Origin of the sequence: Rhizobium tibeticum, from assembly GCF_900110205.1 — a bacterium.
Taxonomy (GTDB): domain Bacteria; phylum Pseudomonadota; class Alphaproteobacteria; order Rhizobiales; family Rhizobiaceae; genus Rhizobium; species Rhizobium tibeticum.
In genome coordinates, this window is sequence record NZ_FOCV01000010.1 from 93,034 (window position 1) to 108,728 (window position 15,695).

The 15,695-nt window shown below is 59.3% G+C and carries 17 protein-coding genes; 13 read left to right on the top strand and 4 right to left on the bottom strand.

What is annotated here, in order from left to right:
• The first annotated feature begins 2 nt into the window (after positions 1-2).
• Both BSG20_RS13100 and BSG20_RS13105 read left to right on the top strand, forming a co-directional pair.
• Positions 3-2,084: an alpha-ketoacid dehydrogenase subunit alpha/beta gene (locus BSG20_RS13100; protein ID WP_072375845.1), complete on the top strand. Its 2,082-nt coding sequence runs from the start codon at positions 3-5 to the stop codon at positions 2,082-2,084.
• 3 nt (positions 2,085-2,087) lie between these two features.
• The gene (locus BSG20_RS13105; protein WP_072375847.1) at positions 2,088-3,314 is read left to right on the top strand and encodes a dihydrolipoamide acetyltransferase family protein; all 1,227 of its coding nucleotides are present in this window, start codon (positions 2,088-2,090) and stop codon (positions 3,312-3,314) included.
• 41 nt (positions 3,315-3,355) lie between these two features.
• On the opposite strand, the gene BSG20_RS13110 is transcribed toward BSG20_RS13105, so the two are convergent.
• Together BSG20_RS13110 and BSG20_RS13115 are read right to left on the bottom strand one after the other, a co-directional pair.
• Entirely contained in the window at positions 3,356-3,643 is a 288-nt protein-coding gene (locus BSG20_RS13110) for a copper amine oxidase (RefSeq protein WP_143147479.1), read from the bottom strand.
• 83 nt (positions 3,644-3,726) lie between these two features.
• The gene (locus tag BSG20_RS13115; protein ID WP_072375851.1) at positions 3,727-3,945 is read right to left on the bottom strand and encodes a DUF1127 domain-containing protein; all 219 of its coding nucleotides are present in this window, start codon (positions 3,943-3,945) and stop codon (positions 3,727-3,729) included.
• A gap of 117 nt (positions 3,946-4,062) precedes the next feature.
• On the opposite strand from BSG20_RS13115, the gene BSG20_RS13120 reads away from it, so the two are divergent.
• The 9 genes from BSG20_RS13120 to BSG20_RS35575 all read left to right on the top strand — a co-directional run bounded on the left by BSG20_RS13120 (position 4,063) and on the right by BSG20_RS35575 (position 13,508).
• Entirely contained in the window at positions 4,063-4,962 is a 900-nt protein-coding gene (locus BSG20_RS13120) for a LysR family transcriptional regulator (RefSeq protein WP_072375853.1), read from the top strand.
• A gap of 290 nt (positions 4,963-5,252) precedes the next feature.
• Positions 5,253-6,992 (top strand): putative bifunctional diguanylate cyclase/phosphodiesterase, encoded by a 1,740-nt coding sequence (locus BSG20_RS13125; protein ID WP_072375855.1) that lies wholly within the window; start codon positions 5,253-5,255, stop codon positions 6,990-6,992.
• Entirely contained in the window at positions 6,989-7,504 is a 516-nt protein-coding gene (locus tag BSG20_RS13130; protein ID WP_072375857.1) for a ubiquinone biosynthesis methyltransferase UbiE, read from the top strand. The genes BSG20_RS13125 and BSG20_RS13130 overlap by 4 nt, the downstream gene beginning before the upstream one ends.
• Positions 7,501-8,679, top strand: coding sequence for a class I SAM-dependent methyltransferase (locus BSG20_RS13135; RefSeq protein WP_072375859.1), 1,179 nt, complete (start codon positions 7,501-7,503; stop codon positions 8,677-8,679). Before BSG20_RS13130 ends, BSG20_RS13135 begins: the two co-directional genes overlap by 4 nt.
• A complete protein-coding gene (locus BSG20_RS13140) occupies positions 8,676-11,033 on the top strand; it encodes a SpoIIE family protein phosphatase (protein WP_072375861.1) in 2,358 nt (785 codons plus the stop codon). The genes BSG20_RS13135 and BSG20_RS13140 overlap by 4 nt, the downstream gene beginning before the upstream one ends.
• Positions 11,034-11,037: 4 nt before the next feature.
• On the top strand, positions 11,038-11,592 hold the full coding sequence (locus tag BSG20_RS13145) for a slr1658 superfamily regulator (protein ID WP_072375862.1): 555 nt from the start codon (positions 11,038-11,040) through the stop codon (positions 11,590-11,592).
• 18 nt (positions 11,593-11,610) lie between these two features.
• Positions 11,611-11,949: a slr1659 superfamily regulator gene (locus BSG20_RS13150; RefSeq protein ID WP_072375865.1), complete on the top strand. Its 339-nt coding sequence runs from the start codon at positions 11,611-11,613 to the stop codon at positions 11,947-11,949.
• Positions 11,950-12,002: 53 nt separating this feature from the next.
• Positions 12,003-13,184: a helix-turn-helix domain-containing protein gene (locus BSG20_RS13155; RefSeq protein ID WP_072375867.1), complete on the top strand. Its 1,182-nt coding sequence runs from the start codon at positions 12,003-12,005 to the stop codon at positions 13,182-13,184.
• 147 nt (positions 13,185-13,331) lie between these two features.
• Entirely contained in the window at positions 13,332-13,508 is a 177-nt protein-coding gene (locus BSG20_RS35575) for a hypothetical protein (protein ID WP_244541326.1), read from the top strand.
• Here the strand turns inward: BSG20_RS35575 and BSG20_RS38830 are convergent.
• Positions 13,505-13,651 (bottom strand): transposase, encoded by a 147-nt coding sequence (locus BSG20_RS38830; protein ID WP_083539920.1) that lies wholly within the window; start codon positions 13,649-13,651, stop codon positions 13,505-13,507. The genes BSG20_RS35575 and BSG20_RS38830 overlap by 4 nt on opposite strands.
• 325 nt (positions 13,652-13,976) lie before the next feature.
• Here BSG20_RS38830 and BSG20_RS13165 point away from each other — a divergent pair, with 325 nt between their 5' ends.
• Positions 13,977-14,198 (top strand): hypothetical protein, encoded by a 222-nt coding sequence (locus BSG20_RS13165; protein WP_024316773.1) that lies wholly within the window; start codon positions 13,977-13,979, stop codon positions 14,196-14,198.
• Between the two features lie 162 nt (positions 14,199-14,360).
• Here BSG20_RS13165 and BSG20_RS13170 read toward each other — a convergent pair whose 3' ends face one another.
• On the bottom strand, positions 14,361-14,954 hold the full coding sequence (locus BSG20_RS13170; protein WP_072375869.1) for a hypothetical protein: 594 nt from the start codon (positions 14,952-14,954) through the stop codon (positions 14,361-14,363).
• Between the two features lie 319 nt (positions 14,955-15,273).
• Here BSG20_RS13170 and BSG20_RS13175 point away from each other — a divergent pair, with 319 nt between their 5' ends.
• Positions 15,274-15,651, top strand: a complete 378-nt coding sequence (locus BSG20_RS13175; RefSeq protein WP_072375871.1) for a VOC family protein — start codon at positions 15,274-15,276, stop codon at positions 15,649-15,651.
• Positions 15,652-15,695: the final 44 nt, after the last annotated feature.

Genomic DNA, 15,695 nt, shown 5'->3' on the forward strand with positions numbered 1-15,695 from the left:
AGATGGCGCAGGCAACCGCGGCTTTATTGCGTGGCAGGAACGCACCCGATGAGGGAGTAGACTGGCAACGCGTTACCTACCTCCTGCATCTCTCGCGTATCCTTGACGAGATGGAGGAAACCCGGCTCGTTCCCGAGAAGAAAGTCCTCTATCAATTCTCCGCCCGCGGCCATGACATGGCGCAGATCATGCTCGGCCTGCAACTGACGAACCGCCACGACGCTACCTGCGGCTACTATCGGTCGCGCCCGCTGCTTTTGTCGCTCGGCGTCGACCCGGCCGATGCGCTTGGCTCGGCGATGGGCCGCGCCGGCGGCTATTCCGATGGCCGTGATATCGGCGTGGTCTTCAACTATCCGAACCACAACGGCGCTTCGGCTCTGCCGATGTGCGGCGGTGTGGGAGCCCAGTACACGCCGACGGCTGGCTGGGCCCAGGCGCTCCAGTATTACGCGACGGTGCTTGGCGAGCATGACTATCGCGATGCGATCGCCGTCGTGCTGGGGGGCGACGGTTCGGTCGCATCGAACGGTTTCTGGTCTGCGCTGACGATCGCCACGACGCAGGCGCTGCCGATGTTGTTTTACATCGAGGACAACGGCTTCGGAATCTCGGTCCCTTCCGACGTGCAGACGCCCGGCGGAAACATCGCAGCCAATCTCGCGAGCTGGCAGGGCTTGACGATCTTTGAAGGCGATGGGTGCGATCCCGCGGAGGCCGCGCGATTGACGCAGCAGGCGGTCGGCTTCATTCGCGAGCGTCGAATGCCTGCCCTTTTGCGGCTCACTGTCCCCCGACTGGAGGGGCACAGCTTCCAAGACACCCAGTCATATAAGAGCGAAGCGCTCGTCAAGGCAGAATGGGCTCGCGATCCGCTACCACGGCTTCGAGACTACCTGGTTCCGTCGGTGATGAGCGCGCAGGAGTGGGAAGCGTGCCGGCTTGAGGCGGCCGGCGTTGCAGAACGAGCGCGCGTCGAGGCCGAAGACCGGGTTGTTGCCGTTCCCGAAACGGTCACCCGTCATGTGTTCTTCGAGGGCGACATGCAGGCAATGGGTGGTCAGCATTGCGACGGCTACCGTGCACCGGAATGCACCGACGAGGCGGCACCGGACGGCCAGCGTATCAATATGGTCACGGCGATCAGGCGGACACTCGATCACGAACTGACCATCAACAAGCGTGTGGTGCTGTTCGGCGAGGACATCGGCCCGAAGGGCGGCGTTCACGCCGTCACGCTAGGACTACAGGACAAGTTCGGCAAGGAACGGGTGTTTGATACCTCGCTCTCGGAGGAAGGCATCGTCGGGCGCGCCGTCGGCATGGCGCTTGCCGGGCTTGTTCCGGTTCCAGAAATTCAGTTCCGCAAATATGCCGAGCCCGCGGCGGAACAGATCAACGATTGCGGCACGATCCGCTGGCGCACCAACAACCGGTTCGCAGCGCCCGTCGTGCTGCGCATGCCCGGCGGTTTCTTCAAGTGTGGCGACCCATGGCACAGCCAGACGAACGAGGTTGCCTTCGTCCACCAGCCGGGCTGGAAGGTCGCCGTTCCCTCGAACGCCGAAGACGCCGTCGGGCTATTGCGGAGCGCCTTGCGCGGCAACGATCCTGTCATCTTCTTCGAGCATCGCGCCATGCTCGACCATCCGTGGGCACGCCGCCCTTACCCGGGTGACAACTACGCCCTGCCCTTTGGCAAGGCACGCTTTACGCGCAAGGGCAATTCGATCACGATCGTGACCTGGGGCGCCATGGTTCCCCGCTGCGAGGAGGCGGCGGAAGGCATCTCTGCCGATGTCATCGATCTTCGCACGCTGATGCCCTTCGACCGCGCGAGCGTCGTTTCGTCGATCCGTCGCACGCGCCGGTGTCTTATCGTCCATGAGGATCTTGGAACAGGTGGCTTCGGCGCCGAGATTGCCGCCGTCGTTGCCGACGAGGCCTTCATGGATCTCGACGCACCGGTATCGCGATTGACGATGCCGGATATCCCAAGCCCGCACAATCCGGCCTTGCTCGACTGGGCGGTGCCGTCGGTTGACCGCATCAGACAGAAAATCACGGCCCTCGTGGAGTACTAGAACATGGTCGATTTTTCCGAAGTCCTCGTGCCCGTCGAACAGGAGGGAACGAAGGCAGTCGTACGCAACTGGCTAAAGCAACCAGGCGAGATCGTCGCCGTCGACGATCCCCTCGTCGAGCTCGAAACGGACAAGGTCACGCAGGAGATTTCGGCACCCGCAGCAGGAATCCTCGACGAGATCGTCATGGCGTCAGGCACCGATGCAGCGCCCGGCGCGGTTCTCTGCCGCATTCGTCTGAGGCCTAGCAACGCCGGAGATGACCGTGTGCCGGATACTCCACCCTTGCCGCATGGCGAGAGTGGCAATGAGAGCGGCGACCGCTTCTCGCCGGCAGTTCGCAGTGCTGGCGAGCAATACGGCATCGATCCGGCCGAGGTCGTCGGCACCGGCAGGGACGGACGTGTTACGCGTATGGATATGGATGCGGCGTTCGCCCGCAACCAGAAGCTGGAGCGCGATAAAACGCCATCGTCCGCCGGCATCCCGACCAGCCCCGATCCGGGCACGTTTACCCGCGATCAGATCACCCACCGCTCGCACATGGTTGCTCATACTCCCATGCGGCTTTCCATCGCGCGGCACATGCTGGATTCGGCTACGACCGCCCCACATGTCACGGCGATCTTCGAGGCCGATTTCACCGCGATCATCAAGCATCGCGAGAAGAGCAAGGCGGCATTTGCCGCCGACGGCATCAATCTTTCCTATACGGCCTATATCATCGCCGCCTGCGTTGCGGCTATGCGGGCTGTGCCGGAGATCAACAGCCGCTGGCATGACGAACATTTGGAGATCTTCGACGATATCAACATCGGCGTCGGCCTGGCGCTTGGCGACAAAGGCCTGGTCGTTCCGGTCGTTCGGCACGTGCAGGACCTCTCGCTGGCTGCGATCGCCGCCAGACTTCAGGACCTGACCAATCGTGGGCGCGCCGGCGGCCTCACCAACGCCGATATGCGCGGCGGCACCTTCACGATCTCAAACCACGGGGTGTCAGGCTCCCTGGTCGCGGCACCCATCATCATCAATCAGCCGCAATCGGCAATCCTTGGCGTCGGAAAAATGGAGAAGCGCGTTGTCGTGCGAGAGGTCGATGGCGTCGATACGATCCAGATTCGATCGATGGCCTATGTCTCGTTGACGATCGATCATCGCGCGCTGGACGCTCATCAGACAAACGCCTGGCTGACGCGTTTCGTCGAAACCCTGGAGGGCTGGCCAGCATAGGGCCGGCGGCCCCCGCAAGAATGGGGCGCCGTGCGGCGCTGTCATTTCGCGTTGCGGATCGTCAGCGCCGGGTTGTGCGCAAAGAAGTTATGCGGCTCGATATGGATGGTCTTCCATTCGGTCGACATCACACGCCAATCCTCCATGCGCGGGATATGCGGCCGTGAACCAGGTGACGATATCCATGCCCACGAGCAGCTTGTTGGCCTTGACCCATTGTGGCAGCGGATCCCATCGCTCTGGATCGCATATTTGCCGCCCGCATATTGCTGATCGATGTTGTAGACGGTGTTCCAGACCGAATACTCGATATAGGCATTGCGCTTCATCGGCGGATCCTTCGCAAAGTCGAACGGACCGATTGCGAGGCAAGCGCAGTTTTTCAGCAACGAACGTCGAGATGGGTCTGTTGCTATCGACTCCAGAACCACGACTTGCCCATCTCGGCAGAGACCTCCTCCGGCGTAATCCCGATGTCCTTGAGCTGGTCCGCCGTCAGCTCCGCGAGCGCCTGACGGCCGCGCCGCTTCTCCAGGCGACAACCCAAAAACTCAACTGCACGACTGATGAAGCCTCGCGGCGAAGCGACATTGCTTTTCCAATCCAGTTCCTTTCTCAGGTCAGTCGACATTTCACACTCCGCATCATTCGCCGATCCGCCATGTCAGCGGGATAACCGACAGATAAGACTAGCGAACACCTTGAAGGAAGATTATGATCCAAATACAAACTATAAGGATTTCTTATATTGCTGAATATCGACCAGCTCGCGGCCTTTGTCAGCGTTATCGATCTGGGAAGCTTCACGGCGGCGGCCGACAAGGTTGGCCTCACTCAGCCGGCCGTCAGCCTGCAGGTCAAGTTGCTCGAACAGCGGTTGGGGGTTCGGCTGATCGAGCGCGTGGGGCGACGCGCGCAACCATCGCCGGCCGGCGCGGATCTCCTCGTTCACGCAAGGCGCATCCTTGAAGACTGTGCGGCAGCAACTGATTCCATGACGCCATATCGGGAGGGCGCGGTCGGCCGGGTCAGGATCGGCAGCGGCGGAACGGCCTCGATCCACCTGCTTCCGCGCGCAATCGCGGCCGCCAAAAAGCAAATGCCGGGGCTTGAGATCACGGTCCGGATCGGCAACACCGATGAGGTTTTGCGCGACCTCGAATCCAATGCGCTCGACCTCGCCGTCGTTACCCTCCCCGCCTCGGGCAGGTCGCTAGAAATCGAGCCTTTCTATGAGGACGAGTTGCTTGCAGTGGCCCCCAAGGGCAGTGAAATGCCGGAAGGCGGACCCGACGCCGACTTTCTCAAAGACCAGGTTCTCATGCTCTATGAGGGGGGCAACACACGCACCGTCACGGATGGCTGGTTCGCAAAGGCCGGCGTCCAAATACAACCCACGATGGAGTTCGGCAGCGTTGAAGCAATCAAGGAGCTGGTCGCCGCAGGATTGGGCTGGTCGCTGCTGCCTGCGCTCGCGCTGAAGCAGGACCGCGCAGGGTTCCTCACGACCTCGCCTGTCAGGCCGCGCTTGGCCCGCCAACTCGGCATCGTGTTGCGTCGGGACAAGCACCTCACCAAAGGACTGCGGGAAGTCATCAAGTGTCTGCGGGGATTTGGCGAAATGCCGCGGGCCTCTTTGCGGCGATAACCAAATCGCCGGTCTCTGACCAATTTCGCATTGCTTTTGGAAACGTGTATTAACCTGCCAACAGCAAGCGCGGATTGCGGTCATTAATCCGTTTAGGATGATCCGAAAGCGGGTCGTTTTGCATGCAGCGCGCATCCGCAGTCGCAAGAGTGTGTGCAATACTGCCCTATGGTAGCGTTTTTCATTGACTGCAACACTCCATGCGCTAGCTCTTATACAAACAGCTGATTCAATATTGGCGGGATACATCGAAGAACCGAGGCGCGGCGCAATGAGGAGATCCAACCCATATGCCGGAACGTCGTGCGAGTTGGCCCAAGCTGGTTCCACAGGGATCCGAATTCCTCCGCCGCGCCGACGCGGCTTTCTCGCTCTGGGATCTCGACTTCGTCCTTGTCGATTGGTCTGAGAAATTTAAGCGGCGCGAGGGTTTCAACGAGCAAGCCGCGACAAGATTGTGGGACGTTTACCCTGCACTGGCAAATCCTCCGTCCGCTGACATTGTCCGGCTCGTCGTTAACACGGGCAGGCCGCAATCCATCCGGCTGGGCATATCGACCGGTGACCGTTACGATCTGCTGCTGCTGCCTGCCAGGGAGGGTCTGGCGGTCGTCGAGATCAGCGGCGCCGATCTCAATGAAAGCACACGTGCGCAGGAGCAGGAGCGAGCCCTGCTTCTGCACCAAGCAACCCATGACGTGCTGACCGGACTGCCCAATCGCCGGCAGTTCAGCGACGAATTGGGGCGACTGCTCCCCACCGGCGGCAAGAGCGGTCTTGCACTGATGCAGATCGATCTCGACGACTTCAAGCCAGTGAACGACACGCTTGGGCACGGCGCTGGAGACATCGTTTTGAAGCTCGCCGCCAACCGGATCCGAAGCGTGCTTGGCACGGACGAGACAGCCTTTCGTCTCGCCGGTGACGAATTTGCTGTGATCCAGATTGCGCAAGAGCAGCCAGGCGAGGCCGAGCGACTGGCCGAGGCGCTGGTTGGCGAGTTCACGAAGCCCTTTGTGGTGGATGGCATTACTGTCTTCGTGGGAGCCAGTGTCGGCATTGCGATTGCGCCACGCGACGGCGACGAGGGCGAGCAATTGATGAAGGCTGCCGATGTCGCCCTTTATGCGGCCAAAAAGGAAGGGCGCCGTCGTGCACGAACCTTTGATCAAAGTATGTTGCTGGTGCTAGAGCAACGGGAACTGCTGCGGCGCAGCCTGAGGGTGGCGCTTCAGCATGGCGAATTTTTCCTCGAGTACCAGCCGCTCGTTGACGGCGCGCGCGCCGTCATTGGCTTTGAGGCCTTGTTGCGCTGGCGTCATCCGAGGCTCGGCGTGGTTCCGCCGATCGCCTTTATCCCGATGGCGGAAGCCGATGGCCTGATGAGCGAGATTGGCCAGTGGGTGCTTGAGGAAGCCTGTCGAGCAGCTTTGGACTGGCCGGCGCATTATACCGTCGCCGTCAATCTGTCGCCCGCAGAGTTCCTGACTGCAGGCTTCACGGACCGCGTATCGCAAACGCTCGATCTGGTCGGCTTTCCCGCCGAGCGCTTGGAGCTTGAGATCACCGAAACCGTCCTTCTGGAGCGCACGATCAACAACCTCGATACGCTGAACACCCTCAGTGTACTCGGCATCCAGATCTCCCTTGACGATTTCGGAACCGATTATTCGTCCTTGAGCTACCTGAAGAACTTTCCGTTCGACAACATCAAGATCGACAAATACTTCATCGACGACCTCCTCGACGACGAAAAGAGCCAGACGATCGTGCGCTCTGTCATTGCACTGTCGCACGGGCTCGGCATGCGTGTCACGGCGGAGGGCGTCGAGACGGCCGGACAAGCCGCGTGGCTGGAGGCTGAGGGATGTGATCGATTGCAAGGCCACTTCCTGAGCCCGCCCATGCATGTTGACCATATTGGTCAGTTCGTCGGCCACCGAAAAGGGCGTCGGACCAACGCTGCGCCGGGCAACAGGGCCGGCCCTGAAGGCGTACAAACGGCACTCGGCCAGGGAGGTTCCGGTTGAATAGGCAGGAAGCGATAACAAACACAGCTTTCGAGCAGCTGCTCAAACTGGAAATCGAAATGGCAACCTTCACGGCCAACTGGCTGCATTGCGACCAGTTGTCGAATTATATTGCCCGCATGGTCAGCCATGATCGCCGTGATCCGCTGCGCCACTCCAACCTGCTCTCTTCGGCTCTTAACGAACTCCTTGAGATGTCGTTTCGCTCCGACGCGCAAGCGGGCGAGCTGGTCTGCGATCTCTATCGTCATGAGCAGACAGAGCGAATCGAGTTGAGCTTTCCCTGCCCGTCACAACAGCGACGCTTTTACTCCGAGCTCGTCCACAGTCTGAAAGACAGTGAAAAGCTGGCAAACTACGTGGAGGTCATCGCCGACGAAACTGCTCCCATCGAGCAAGCGGTGCTGTTGGGATTGGCGGTCAACTATGACGCGGACATAGAACTGCGCGCTTCGGCTGCCGACGCCCTCACCTTCGTTGTCGACCTGCCGCTCGAGAGGCTCCTCAATTGACCGCGAACAGTTCCTCACCCGTCTTCACGACGCAATTCGACGCCAGCAATCAGGAGTTTGTTGCAACTGGTGTTTTCCGACCGCGTTCGATTGCCGACATTGCCGATGAGCTCTTGCTGCTGCGAGACAAGATTGAAACGGTCCAAGGGGTTTTCTACGTCAACCTGAAACGCGTCACACACATGAACAGCACGGCGTTCCGCGCCCTGGCGCGCGTCCTCGTCGACGCCTCCCGCTCGAGGCCGGAGCTCAAGATCGTCGTTGTCGCATCGAGTGTTGTCACATGGGCGACGCAAATGTTTCGGCACCTGAGCGAACTCTCGCCCAATATCTCCATGGAGATCTACGATTCTGCCTTCTATCCCGGCCAGACATTTGTCGAGAACCAGAGCTTCATCCCGATTCTCCGGACGCAAACAAAAATGACCTGGCGTCACGAACGGGAAATCCTGCCGCGGCATGGACTTCGCAACGGCATGGTGATCGCCGACATATGCTGCGGCATCGGCGATTTCGTGATGCTTGTCAGGAGGGAATTCAATCCGGCCAGAATCGTCGCCCTCGACCACTCCGCAGCAAGCCTCGACTATGCGCGCTCCGTTGCGGAGGAGTTTTGCGTTCGGGATATCGAATACACGTATGGTGACGCATCCCAGATGCTGTTCGAAGGCGATCAGTTCGATTTCGTGACGTGCCGGCACTCCTTGCAGATCTTCGACCGGCCGGAACTTCTCCTCAGAGAACTCTACCGGATCTGCAAGCCGGGCGGCAGGGTCTACATCACCAACGAAAAGAACTCCCATTGCCTGGGCGAACCGCGCGCCGACAGCATCCAATGGACCTACAACGAGGTAGCCAGGCTCTTTCGTTATTTCGATATGGACGTCGAAATGGGGCCAAAGAGTTCCCGCCTGCTGCTGGATACCGGCTTTGAGGATGTGAGGATCGAAAGTTTCATGGTCACCAACCTCGACGGCGATCCGCAGGAATTTGCCGATGTCATTCAAGCATGGGAGGATGTGTACGCAGGCGAGATGTCCGTCAGACGAGGAGATTCTCCGGAGTTCATCGAACGGTTCAGGCAGGGGTTCAAGGATCATATCTTCGCAGCGCTTCATCCGCGAGGCTATGCCGGCTGGCCGATCTGGGCGGCGTCGGGGCAGAAACCGCTATGACCGTTTCTCCACCAAAGCCAAGCCTCGGATTGCGCTCGTTTCGGACGAAATTCATGATCGTTGTCGGCGGCGCCGTGCTTTTCGATCTTCTGGTCAGCGGCGGCCTCGCGCTCTGGAATGTGCAGCGGCTATCACGCGACGCAACCACCCAAGTTGGCCAAGGTCTTGAAAAGGCGAGCCAGGACTATATCCGCTCCTCCACCGATTCCACGGTCGCGCAGGTTGGCCTGCTTTTGGACCAGGTCCATTCCGACGTCAAAGCCTTAGCCGGCGTGCTCCAGGCCCAGATCGATCGACCAATCAGGAACGACGCAGTTGGCGCGGCTATGGCAAGGGCTGACCCCGGCGCAGTGACGGTGAGTTTCAACATGAGCGGCAATTGGGCGCAGAACCTTCCAGGTTCGCCCTCCGTCGTCAGCGTCTGGGGCTACCTGCTCGACAAGGATCATCATCCGCTGCCGCAAGTGCAGGCCGACATCGAAACCAGCGCCGTCCTTGATCTCGTTGCGCCGAACCTGCTGGGCACAGGCGCCTCCAAACTCCAGATGTACTACATCGGCCCGAAGGAGCGGCCGATTTTCAGAACAGCCCCTTATACCGATCAGGCGCAGACATTCGACCGGCTCTATCCCGGCCATGATGACGCGAACTTCTGGGATTTCTTCTTTCCGGGCATTTATGAGTCGTGGCAGCAATGGGCGCAAGATCCCGCTTCACGTCCCGTTCCCGAAAACATCACGCAGACCGCTCCTTATACCGACGCCATTACGGGAAAGCTGATCGTCAGCTTCTTCCACCCTCTTTGGACGGCCGATCGACGCGGCGTGGCGGGAACCGCCGGCGCTGATATCACCCTCGATCAACTTGCTGAAATTGTCGAACACGTGAAAGTCGCAGAAAGCGGTTTCGGCTTTTTGGCGATGTCGAACGGCAATGTCGTTGCGATCAACGCGGCCGGAGAGAAGGTCATCGGCCTGCGCGCGGCGAGCGACGCGACCAGCAAGGGCGTAACGGGACTTGATCGCTCGCTGCGCAACAGCTCGCAGAACGCCGTTGCATCCCTTCCACTGGATACGGACGGCGTGGTCCAGCACATCGCGCTCAGCGAGAATGGCGAGGACGTTCCCTATCTGGTCGTCACAAAACAGCTCCGCCCTTCCAATCTGTGGGTCAACGGTCCAGTTCAGCGCGAAGTCATGTCGCTCGGCATTGTCGTCCCCGAGCGAGAAATTTACGCCTCTCTGATCGCAGCCAGGCAGCAGATAGCGCAGGCAACCAACCGTATCCTCATCTATCAGATCCTCGCGGTGCTCGTTTCGCTGCTCATCGTCACGGCCGCGGTATTTGCGGCGTCGAAACGCATTACCAGCGGGATCAGAGCTCTGGCAGGGGCCGCCAAGCGCATCGAGGCGAAGGACTATTCCGTTCGGGTCGACATCCGCAGCAAGGACGAAGTCGCGCAGGCCGGACTCGCCTTCAATCGCATGGCCGAGCAGATCAGCTTCCACACCGAAAACCTTGAAAAACTGGTCGCGGAGCGGACGGAGGAGATCGAGGAGGCGAAGGAAGAAATCTCGGCCTTGAACACGCAGCTGAAGAGCGAGAACCTGCGTCTTGGCGCCGAACTCGATGTGGCCCGACACATCCAGATGATGGTGTTGCCACGCGCAGCCGAGCTCCGCGCGGTCGAGAATCTGGAGATTGCCGCCTATATGCGTCCCGCCGACGAGGTTGGCGGCGACTACTACGACGTCCTGCAGAATGGTGGAAGCCTGAAGATAGGCATCGGCGATGTTACCGGCCATGGCCTGGAGAGCGGCGTGCTGATGCTGATGGTGCAATCGGTCGCCCGCGCCTTGCTGGAGGCGGGGGAGACGGACCCCTCGAAGTTCCTTGCACACCTCAACCGGGCGATCTTCAAGAACATCGAGCGCACGAGGACCGACAAGCACCTCACCTTGTCGTTCCTCGATTACGATGGCGAGCGCCTCACCATTTCAGGGCAGCATGAAGACCTCATCGTCATTCGCCAGACAGGGGAGGTCGAGCGGATCGATACTGGTGATCTTGGACTGCCGGTGGGACTTGAATCCGACATTTCGCCCTTTGTTGATACTCGCGAAATAGCCTTCCAGACGGGCGACCTGATCGTGCTCCATACGGACGGCGTGACGGAAGCTGAAAATCCGCGCGGCGAACTGTTCGGTATCGATCGGCTTTGCCAGAGCGCGCGGCGCCTGCACGGTCAAACGGCCGAAGCGGTAAAGGACGGCATTATCGAGGGCCTGATGGCCTATATCGGAACGCAGAAAATACATGATGACATCACATTAGTTGTGATGCGGCATAGGTGATGACATGACGGTCGTGCTCTTTGGGCAAGAACACCTCGCCTTCTCTGACACCGCTCACGCAGTGCGACTTCTATTGCTTGATGGTCCGCTTGATCTTGCCTGGAAGCACTCCGGAATGACGTCTGATTTCATCGCCGAGATGATGGCGCCGAGATTTCGTCCATCGAGGCGGCTCTACAATCAACTCAAGCAGGATATCGGCTATCTCGCAAACGAACTGATCGAGAACGCCATAAAGTTTCGTGCGCGTGGAGAAGTCGTGGTGGAGGCGCTCGCGCAGACGGATTGTGTTCGGCTCCGGGTTTCCAATTTTATTGACAGCGAAACGGCTGCCAGATTCCAGCGGCTGCTCGTGAATGTGACGAGTGGCGATCCCGGTGACCTGCTTATCCGACAGATCGAGGCCAGTGCCGTGGCCACGACCGGCGGCACTTCCGGACTGGGTTTGTTGACTCTGATGAGCGACTACGCGGTGCAGTTTGCCTGGCTCTTCGAGGAGGACAGCGTTCACGAACGAACAAGAATTGAAACCTATGCCGCGATGGCAATTCCGGCATGAAACGGTAAGAGGTGCGCCATGGAAATTAGAGAAGAAGCCTACCGCGTCTGGTCCGAAGGCAGCACAGTCTATTTCGACGGGACAATGCGGCTGGCGGGACCTGATGCCTACGCGCCTATCCATGCACTCGCCATGAAGGCGCTTGAAGGTGGGGGCGGCAAAACCACATTGGACTTGACAGGCTTGGAGTTTCTCAACTCCTCCGGCATAAATCTGCTCGCCAAGCTGACGATCGAGGCGCGCAAGCGCCCGGACATTCATTTGACCGTGTTGGGGTCATCGCAGATTTCCTGGCAGATGAAGTCGCTGCCCAACCTGAAAAAGCTGCACCCCGGTGTGGATCTAAGAATGACCTGACGGCGTAGGAACTGATGTGGAACGAAGCGCGCTTGCCTGATCGATGATGGACGATGGAGACCAAATTGCAAGACGACGAACGATCTCGCCCCTCCCCAGCCCAACCCGATGACCGCTCGCGCGACGATAGCAGACCTGCGCAGAGCGAACGCCGCCGCTTTCGTCGCGAGACGACACCCACGGACGAGCAACCGGCGCCTCCGCCAGCATTGCAACCGTTGCGGTTTTCCACGCGCGACCTCGAGCCGGCACAGCAATTTGCCGCCTGGCAGTCTTACGTCGCGCCGCTTGTCGACGTCCGGCGCCCGGACAATTCTCCCCCAGATGCAGGTTTTGGAGCCGAGCACGCAGCCTGGAATCTCGGCGGCATGCTCATTATTCAACAAAGCACCCCCGCCCATAGCTATAGCCGTTCGGAAGCGAAGGTCAGATCAAGCCCCATCGATCACTGGCATATCTCGGTCCTGCGCAACGGTCGAACATGGACGGAAGTCGGCGGGCACGTCTCCGAAGGCGAGCCCGGGAAGGTCGAATTGCGCACTTTGGGACATCCCTTTCGCGGTCGATCGACGGACGCAAAGACGCTATCCCTTTATCTTCCCCGCGAGCTGCTTCATCCCGCCTCAACCGAGATCAGAAACAACATCGCCCTTTCCGGAACGCGTGCCAAACTGCTGATCGACTATCTGGACGGCGTCGAGGCAAAGCTGGCACAGCTGGCAGAGGCGGATCTTCCGCATGTGGTCCAGACCATCCGCGACATGATCCTGACCAGTGTTTCATCATCGCCAGCGTCCGCAGAGCCACACAACAGCTTGGCCCTTAAGGAACGCGTCTACCGCTTCGTCCAGCACAATTTGATGTCGCCCGACCTGACAACCGACCGTTTGTGCCGGGAATTGGGCGTCTCCCGCACGCGGCTCTATCAGGCTTTCGAGCCGGACGGCGGCGTGCATCACTACATTCAGCGCCGCAGGCTTCTGGCTGCACACGCCGCGTTGAGTGATACGGCCAACCGGCAACAAATCGTTGATATCGCCTTTGCAGCCGGCTTTTCCTCTGCCGCACATTTCAGCCGCGCCTTCAGCAAGGAATTTGGCTACAGCCCGCGCGAGGCGAGGAACGTGGCCATGCCGTCTTATCTCGGGCACCCGGTCGAGCCGGTGTCCGAGGCCGAGAGCGCTCAATCCTTCGACAAGTGGCTAAGAACGCTCGGACACCTCCGCCGCGCCTGAGCGCTTCCAACCCCGTCGCGTCGAAGGCGTTCCTCGGCAGGACGCCGACGGGCGATCATCCCCTCCCCGTCGGACACTCTGATCGCCCGCATCACTCCCAGGACCGGGTGCCAAAATCAATCACGCGCGTTATGGTATCGCCGGTGATTGATCGCCGCCAACGCCTACCTCGGACGCATGGATGAAGCGCGCAAGCACCTTGCCGCGCTCGAGACCATTTCGCCCGGCGTCAACCTTGCACGCATCCGTCGCGGCCAGCACGCCATCGACCCGCACAGAATCGAGGTGCTGATCGAGGGCATGCGCATGGCCGGGATGCGCTAGCGTTGAGTTGAGTTCACCTCGACGGGCGACAGGCGATGCCGCCGCGCAACCACGCAGACCGACATCTCGCCACTATAACTTTCCGCGACAATGCGAGCCTTCTCCTCGTCGCTCCAATCGCGTCTATGGTCGAGCCTGTGAATATCTCCAACTGCTGAACGGCTTCTTCAGCGTTGGCATTATGGGTAGATCCTGTGATCGGCATATGTCGAAGCCCCTCCTTTGGACGAACATCAACGATCGGATCGTGATCCCGTGATCCGGAAGGTGGGTCGAAACACCGCCCTACGCTGGGGCACTACCAAAAGCCACAGAAATGGACGCTGCTGCAAGTTTCTGGATGCGCAGCTAACGACAGGCACGGCGTAAGCCATTAATAAAGAAGCATAATCGCAGTGCAGGCAGCAAGACGGAACGCAATAGCGAATGCGCTCCCGTTAAAAATGAAGCAACTTTCAGGGGCATATCATGGAACCGACCAATCCTACGATCCAGATCAGCAATCCTCGATATCCTGCGAATGATCCATACCGCGTTGTCGAGCGCGAAGAAGTCCTTGCACAGGCCTTCAGAGCTTTCGTCCAGCGAGCCGTTGCTGCGGGTTGGAAGGAATCGGAGGTCGCGCTGACTTTGGCCGACATCGCCGACGACTATGTAATGGCTCTCGCTCGAAGGGTTAAGGCAAACTAGTACCGAGTACCGTCCGCGCGTCGCAGCTGGGGGCGAACGCGGAATTGCCAGCATCCCTTCAACCGGCCCGGGGCCCATCGCTTCGCAGATGATGCGAAGCGGTGGGCCCCGGTCGTTGAGCCGTGTAAAAACCGACGGCCTATCGAGCTCGTCGGATACCAGTCAAGGCGACCGCGGCAAGGACTGAATATAGTCGTAAGCGATCGTGGTCTCTTCGTTCGTTCCCTCATCGTAGACTTTGGCCAGCGTCGCATGCAGATCAGGAGAATAGAGGGCGCTCCACAACTCAGCCTGTTGGCCCGCCCTCTTGATTTCCTGCCTAATCCTGAAAGCCTCGTATTTACAGCGGCCAACCGCTACCGTCTCGCGCTTCGTTACCGTTAGCTCCAACGTCCATTGGTCCTTGGACTGCTGCGGATCTAAAGGCACAAAGGTGATGACATGGTGCGCATCCTTTTTGAGCGGAAAAACCTTGTCCAAATCCCCAAGCGGATAAATGGTGTAACGCTCATCATTGCTGGAGCGCGACAGGTCGAACAGGCCCTCGTATGAATAGACAGTCTGCCTATTCGAGTCCCCGAACGAGTTGGTTATTGTAATCAAAGGACCTTCGGCCGGCCTGAATTCACTGATCGCGCCTGAGTTCCGTAATAGGAAACCATTCTTCGCAGTCTTGGCTGAAGGGCAGTCGACAGCATGGGCAGCAACGGGAAGTACAACGGCAATGACTAAGGTAAATAGGTGCTTTGCAATCATGGTTACCAATCGACGTCGGTTGAGAACACCTCCCCCTTAGATCAGCTGCACTAAAATATCCACAATATAATCTCCCTTAGGTTGCATTTCGCATAGATTCTTTTCAGAAGTTCGATGCGGCTTCGATAGCCCGGACCGTTGCCGATATTGATCAGGTGGCGATCCCTACCCGAGAACACCTTGGCTGCCCCGGCAAATAAGGTCGGCGTCAGAATCGACAATCGAGAGCCCTGTCATTTGCTTTACAGATACGACGCTGTACAGTCCCGAGCAGCTGATTGGCCGCAGCTCCCAGCTGACACCTTTAGAAGGAGGAACGATGTTTCATCATGTTTCTATCGGCGTGTCCGATCTCGACCGTGCGCGCAAGTTCTACGACGCAGCACTTGAGCCCCTGGGCTATATGAGACTTTCCACGAGTGACAAGTGGCTGGGCTACGGCTCGGAACAACCACAGCTTTGGGCAAAGCTTGCCGAGCGCCCTGTCGTTCCCGACATGGAGTCGGGACTGCACTTCTGTTTTGTTGCCGGCAGCGAGGAGGGCGTCAGGGCCTTTCACGCAAACGCTACGACCAATGGCGGGACGGATAATGGCGAACCGGGAATACGTCCCGAGTACGGATCGTTCTATTACGCAGCATTCGTGATCGATCCGGATGGCTACCGTCTGGAAGCCTTTTTCCATCGCCCCGAATGAAGGTCTGTAGCGCGGGCCGCCTTGAATTACACTGATCGCAAGGT

Bases quoted from the DNA above. Each gene is read 5' to 3' on its own strand.
- BSG20_RS13105 (WP_072375847.1), top strand. From the start codon at position 2,088: ATGGTCGATTTTTCCGAAGTCCTCGTGCCCGTCGAACAGGAGGGAACG.
- BSG20_RS13140 (WP_072375861.1), top strand. From the start codon at position 8,676: ATGACCGTTTCTCCACCAAAGCCAAGCCTCGGATTGCGCTCGTTTCGG.
- BSG20_RS13165 (WP_024316773.1), top strand. From the start codon at position 13,977: ATGGAACCGACCAATCCTACGATCCAGATCAGCAATCCTCGATATCCT.
- BSG20_RS13110 (WP_143147479.1), bottom strand. From the start codon at position 3,643: ATGAAGCGCAATGCCTATATCGAGTATTCGGTCTGGAACACCGTCTAC.
- BSG20_RS13170 (WP_072375869.1), bottom strand. From the start codon at position 14,954: ATGATTGCAAAGCACCTATTTACCTTAGTCATTGCCGTTGTACTTCCC.
- BSG20_RS13145 (WP_072375862.1), top strand. From the start codon at position 11,038: ATGACGGTCGTGCTCTTTGGGCAAGAACACCTCGCCTTCTCTGACACC.
- BSG20_RS13150 (WP_072375865.1), top strand. From the start codon at position 11,611: ATGGAAATTAGAGAAGAAGCCTACCGCGTCTGGTCCGAAGGCAGCACA.
- BSG20_RS13175 (WP_072375871.1), top strand. From the start codon at position 15,274: ATGTTTCATCATGTTTCTATCGGCGTGTCCGATCTCGACCGTGCGCGC.
- BSG20_RS13125 (WP_072375855.1), top strand. From the start codon at position 5,253: ATGCCGGAACGTCGTGCGAGTTGGCCCAAGCTGGTTCCACAGGGATCC.
- BSG20_RS13100 (WP_072375845.1), top strand. From the start codon at position 3: ATGGCGCAGGCAACCGCGGCTTTATTGCGTGGCAGGAACGCACCCGAT.
- BSG20_RS13115 (WP_072375851.1), bottom strand. From the start codon at position 3,945: ATGTCGACTGACCTGAGAAAGGAACTGGATTGGAAAAGCAATGTCGCT.
- BSG20_RS13155 (WP_072375867.1), top strand. From the start codon at position 12,003: ATGGAGACCAAATTGCAAGACGACGAACGATCTCGCCCCTCCCCAGCC.